Source organism: Chelativorans sp. Marseille-P2723, assembly GCF_902809845.1.
In the GTDB taxonomy this organism is placed as follows: domain Bacteria; phylum Pseudomonadota; class Alphaproteobacteria; order Rhizobiales; family Rhizobiaceae; genus Chelativorans.
On the sequence record NZ_CADDWI010000011.1, the window covers coordinates 1 to 5559 of the forward strand.

Below are 5559 nucleotides of genomic sequence, written 5' to 3' on the forward strand. Positions count from 1 at the left end.
AAGCCATGCCGCGCAGACGGCTGGCCTCGGTCACGATGCGGCGGGCCTCGGCGTCGGACGCGACCGGCTGGCGCCAGAGGATGATCCCGGCGCGGATTTCACCGGCGAGCACCAGACCGTATTCGCTGTCCTGAATGACCGCGATGCGCGGCCGGAAGCGCAGCGCATCGTCGCGACCTGCGTGGATGTCGCCGCGCGACACGCGCAGAATGGCGAGGTCCATGGCCTCTTCGGGCGACGGGCATTCACCAAGCAGGAGGGTGCGATCGAAACCATCGGCATCGTCGCCACCGTCATCGTTGACCGTGCCGAGGCAGGTGACGCGCAGCGGCAGCCTCTCGGCGCGGCAAAGCGCCGGAAGCACATCGGCGGCAAGAATCTGGCCGATGGAGCGGAAGGTATCATGGCGGGAAAGGGTCATCGGGATCACTCCGCGACGGGCGGCGGAGGCCTCTCCTCCACCTTTTAACCCGTCACGGCCAAACCGGCCCGCACTCTCCCTCTCATCGCCGCGGGCCTTGACCTTGGCGCCACCCCCGGCGATGGGTGATCATCGCCAGGCGGAAGGCCCGGGACGCGCTTCCGCGGCCCGGGCCGTCGAGGATGAGGCGCTTTCGCGCCTCATCCGAAGGGATCGAGCTCCAGCTTCACCATTTCCTCATCGCCATCGAACTCATTGGCGGGCATGGCGCCGTGGGTGCCGCCCCCCGCCTCGAACACGACGATCGAGACCATCAGCGTGGCGGCGAGGCTGGCGGCGAAGGCGGTGGCATCTGCATAGGACATGGGTTCCGGCTCCTGTCTTGGAGGCGGGGGACCATCCCCCGCGCGACAGGCGCCCGAAGTGTCTGACCGTATCTGCACTCACGCTCGCGCGTTCGGGTTCCCCCGAATCCGCGAGGGCGGCACGCGCAGCGTCAAGCCGACCCCTTGGGGTTGAATGCAAAGAAGCGGATCAGACCAAGGTTTGCGAATGGAAGCGGGGGGTGGTGCCTTGCATCTGACCGGATGCCCGAGACCCGTCGCAGATGCCTCGTCCCGCCCGCCTTGCTGGCGCGCTGGCCGAAAATTCGTGTTCGTACGGGGCCGGACGGCAACCGTCACCCATGACATCGATGGCTAATGGCGAAGCTGGAGCCCGGTCCATCACTGCCGGCAAAGCGATAACCGGCGGCGCCACATGGGGGCGGAACCAGCCTTGCCGCTCAGTCCCAGAGCCCATCGGCGATTTCGCGCGCGATCATGGCGCGGGCCTTCATCATCACCTCGTCACCCGACGTGTCGACATGGCCGAAAAACCGCGCCCTGGCGCCATGCGCGGTCCAGTCGGCGTAGCGGCAATATTCGCGGGCATCGAGGCGGAACGCCCGCATGTCCTCGGCCCAATGGGGCTTGGGCTCCACCACCACGGTGACGCCGTCGCGCGTCTCCTCCCAGGGCAGCGAGCGCTCGGCCGGGGGATTGCCGACGTCGTGGCGGAAGATCTCGTCGATATCGATCAATCCGGTCATTGGGGCTCTCCAATGCAAAGCCCGGTCACGAGGACCGGGCGGATTGTGGGGGATGGTCGTGGTCAGGCTGCCCCTGGGCCGGACCCCGGATGCGGTGGACCGCTTGCGTCCGGCTCACTGTCAGCCGCAGCGGCGAAGGGGTCGACCAGCTTGTGAATCGGCTGGGCGCGGCCCATCCAGGGCTGGGGCCGGATCGAACGCACCCAATCGGCAAAGCTCGGAATGAAGCCGAGATCCTCCAGCACATGCTGTTCGCCGATCAATCGGACGGGGACGACGCGGCCGGTCGAGACGGTGATGGTCGGCCCGAAGACCCGCTCCAGTTCGAATATGCCCTGGGCATGATGGCGCAGAGCCCGATGCCGGAAGTCGGCGGTGATCTCCTTCGATTCATCGAACCACTGATGCAGCGGCAGATAGTCCTCCGCGGCGCCACCCCATTTGCGCGCCGAGGACAGCGCGTGATGATAACAATGTCCCATTGCCGCCTCCCTCAGAACTGATGCGTGAAGTTTTCGGTGGCGGTGTAGCGCTCGTTGTAGTCGAGCGTGATCGCATGCGCCGCCACATCGAAGGTGATGTCGCCATAGGCGCCGTCGGAGTTTTCCCAGCCGCAATGCGTCCGCTCCAGCACGTCATAGGCCAGGCTTTCGATGGCCGTCGCTATCGCGATGATGGATCGGTCCGGCTCGGATTGGCCCCAGACGGCTTGCGCGATCTCGATCGTGCCCTCGGGCATCGGGATGGCATCGTCGCCAGACCGGACCTCGACATTCTCGATCTGACCGGAATCGCCATAGCCGTCGAAGGTCACGACGACATGCGTGACGCCCGCGGATGCGAGGGCATCGAGCAGCACGCCCTTGTTGAGGTTGAACAGTTCGGCCTCGAGCTGGGCACGAAGGGCATCCAGCGTCCTCCACTCGGCGAGCGCCGAGCTGGTGTCAGGCGCGGCTTCGGTATCGTCGGTCATCGTTAGCTCCTGAAGAAAAAGCGCCGGGCGCGGTGGCCGGGCGGATGGAAAATCGAGAGGGAAGATGCGGGGCGGCCGGAGCCGCCCCGCATGCGGAGGTCATTCAGCGGCGACCATGTGCTGCTCCTCCTCCTCGGCGAGGTCTTCATCCTCGCTATCGCCTGCCAGGAACTCTGGCAGTTCGTCGGCCTCGACATCGGCGGAGGCCATAGCGTCTGTCTCCGCGCCGGGGTCGATCATGCGCAGTGGCTCGGGCAGCCAGCCGGTTTCGGCGAGCAGGCGCTCAGCCTCCTTCGCCATGTCGCCCTTCTTCAGGTGGTCGATAAGCTCGGCCGCCCGTTCGCCCGCCCCCTCGCGCACAGCTTCGAGAATGCGCGGCTTGGTCACGCGGCCCAGATAGTTCGCGACCGTCGGCCGCCAGCCCACGGCCACCATGTCGAGCCCGGTTGCTCGCGCCAGCCGGTCGGCCTGCGCCAGCCGCACCTCAAGGCCGTGCTGGCTGACTCCCATGCCGCCATATGGGTTCGGCTTCTCGTAGAGCGCGTTGACGCCGAAGCTCACGCAATGGGCGAGAAGCTCCATGCGGGAGTCGTCGTCGAGATCGGCCAGCCAGTCCCAGAGCGCTGCGTCATCTGCGGGGACATGATCGCCCCAGCGTTCGTGCCGTTCGGCCACCGCCCGCGCCGAGGCGCTGTCGCGCAGATCCTCGGCCTGCGCCGGGAAATGCACATCGCGGACCTGGGCCTCGATGCAACCCCGCGTGGAATGCGGGAGGAAACTGTCCGTGACCAGCCGGTGCAAAAGCGCGGTCATGGCGACATGGGGGCTCGATGCCACGGCATCGCGCAAGGCGAGCGTACGATGCGCAGTCAGTTCGCTGACCAGGCGGTCGGGAAGCGGCCGGATCGTCTCGACCTCATCCTCCTCCTCGTCTGCCTCGGTGGGGGATCCGCCAACCGTAATCACGGCGCGCTGGACGCCGGCCGGCTGATCACCCTCGGTCGCAGTGCCCGCAGCGTCAGCGCCATCGTCGCCCTCGGGCTCGGCCGTCGCCTCGTCCCCGGGCCGGACATAGCCACGCTCGACCAGCAGCGTTCCATCGGAGTCGATGCTGACGAAGGCGCCGGCCCGGGCCATCTGCTCGGGCGCATAGGTCATGGGACGGCGATCGAAGGCCTCCAGCGCCTCTTCGATCTCACCGAGGCGCTGGTCGACCTCGTCGGGAAGCTCGTCGGCCTCGGAATATTCGGCATCGAGCCGGTCGTACTCGTCGCGCAGCGCTTCGCGGGTCGCGCGTTCCTCCTCGGTCAGATCGACCGTGGTGCCGACGAGTTCCCGCAATCCGTGATCATGACCATAGGGGAAGGTCACGGCGATCTCGATCCATTTCCAGCCCTCGGCAGCGACGATCTCGGCTTCGGCCTTGAGCTTCTCGGTGACGAGACGGTCGAGCAGGACGGCGTCCTGGAGCCAGCCGCCATCGTCGGACTGGAAGAGATCGCGGAGCACATAGCCGCCAGCCTCTTCATAGGCCGCGATGCCGACGAATGCCGCCCGCTTGTCCGAGGCCCTGACCGTGGTCTCGGTCATCAGGCGACGGATGTAATAGGGCTCCTTCTGCCAGCCGTCCTTGATCGCCTCCCAGACCTGCTCCTGGCGCGCATGATCCTCCGAGACGGTGAACGCCATGAGCTGTTCGAGGGTCATGCCGTCCTCGGCATAGATGTCGAGCAGCGCGGGAGAGACCGATGCCAGGCGCAGGCGCTGCTTCACGACCTTGACGTCGACGAAGAAGGCCGCCGCGATTTCCTCCTCGGTCATGCCCTTCTCGCCCATGGCCTGGAAGGCGCGGAACTGGTCGAGCGGATGCAGCGGAGCGCGCTCGATATTCTCGGCGAGCGACACCTCGTCTATCAGGATGCCGGCGCCGGCCTCCGACACGACACAGGGCACCGGGGCGGTCTTGTTGAGCCGCTTCTGCTTCACCAGCAGTTCCAGCGCCCGGTAGCGGCGGCCGCCGGCAGGCACCTCGAACATGCCGGTTTCCTTCCCCTCGGCATCGACCACCGGCCGGACATGCAGCGACTGGATCAGGCCGCGCCGGGCGATGGACTCGGCCAGTTCCTCGACCGAAATACCGGCCTTGACCCGCCGGACATTCGCCTGGGAGAGCACCAGCTTGTTGAAGGGGATGTCGCGCGAGGACGACAGGGTGATCTTCTGAACGGCAGTAGCCATGTTCTTCACTCCATGACGGACGCCGGGGAGCCTCTCTCTCCGGCAACCAGCCCGTCGCGAACTCCCCATCCCTCCTTTCACTCTCCCGGCCCCGCGCCGGCGCAATTCCCATGACCATCAGATCTCGCCTCGGGCGCGCAGGCTGGTCTCCCGGCCGGCGCCGGTGATGATGTGGTCATGCAGCGTCACACCCAGAGCCGCGCAGGCCTTCTGGATCTCCCTCGTCATCGCGAGATCGGCGGCCGAGGGCTCGGGATCACCGGCCGGGTGATTGTGGATGATGATCAGCGCGGAGGCGTTGAGCGCCAGGCTCCGCCGCAGCACTTCCCGGGGATAGACCGGGACGTGATCGATCGTGCCGATGGCGAGGCATTCATCCGAGATCAGCCGGTTCTTGCGGTCGAGATAGAGGACATGGAAGCGCTCCACCTCGCCGCGGATGGTGAGGGCGCAATAGTCCAGCACCGCCTGCCAGGAGGACAGGACCGGGTTCTGGTTGAGGTGGCGCAGCAGGATCTGGCGGGCTTCATAGACGACAGCCTGCTCCTGGGCCGAAAGCGGTGCGGACTGCGGCTCCACACCAAATGTCTTCTGATGTCGGGTCATGTTCAGGTCTCCCGACGGGCAGCCGGCCAGGCGCCGGGACTTTCACCGCGTCACGGCGAAAAGCGCCGCCCTCTGCCTCGGAGAGAGCGGCGCGGGATCGCAAAGCCGGAGAGCCGGAAATCAGGCTTTCCGGGGTTCCGTATCGGCGGCTTTCAGGGTCGATCCGGCGTCGTCACGAGCGCGGCTGTAGAGACTGCGCTCGGCCGCGCGGATGCCGCCGGCGGCCCGGGC

General features: G+C 66.8%; 7 protein-coding genes. All 7 read right to left on the reverse strand.

Annotation, left to right across the window (positions count from 1 at the left end; all coding sequences use genetic code 11):
• Positions 1-421 (reverse strand): hypothetical protein (locus HUS57_RS09960; RefSeq protein WP_173933298.1); only part of this gene is annotated, 421 nt, incomplete at its 3' end.
• Between the two features lie 200 nt (positions 422-621).
• Entirely contained in the window at positions 622-786 is a 165-nt protein-coding gene (locus HUS57_RS09965; RefSeq protein WP_173933301.1) for a hypothetical protein, read from the reverse strand.
• A 419-nt stretch (positions 787-1205) separates the two neighbouring features.
• Positions 1206-1511: a hypothetical protein gene (locus HUS57_RS09970; RefSeq protein WP_137390459.1), complete on the reverse strand. Its 306-nt coding sequence runs from the start codon at positions 1509-1511 to the stop codon at positions 1206-1208.
• Positions 1512-1573: 62 nt separating this feature from the next.
• The gene (locus HUS57_RS09975; RefSeq protein ID WP_173933304.1) at positions 1574-1993 is read right to left on the reverse strand and encodes a hypothetical protein; all 420 of its coding nucleotides are present in this window, start codon (positions 1991-1993) and stop codon (positions 1574-1576) included.
• 11 nt (positions 1994-2004) lie between these two features.
• Positions 2005-2484: a DUF6878 family protein gene (locus HUS57_RS09980; protein WP_137390461.1), complete on the reverse strand. Its 480-nt coding sequence runs from the start codon at positions 2482-2484 to the stop codon at positions 2005-2007.
• Positions 2485-2583: 99 nt separating this feature from the next.
• A complete protein-coding gene (locus HUS57_RS09985; RefSeq protein ID WP_173933306.1) occupies positions 2584-4722 on the reverse strand; it encodes a ParB/RepB/Spo0J family partition protein in 2139 nt (712 codons plus the stop codon).
• A gap of 117 nt (positions 4723-4839) precedes the next feature.
• Entirely contained in the window at positions 4840-5328 is a 489-nt protein-coding gene (gene radC, locus HUS57_RS09990) for a DNA repair protein RadC (RefSeq protein ID WP_173933309.1), read from the reverse strand.
• Positions 5329-5559 lie beyond the last annotated feature (231 nt).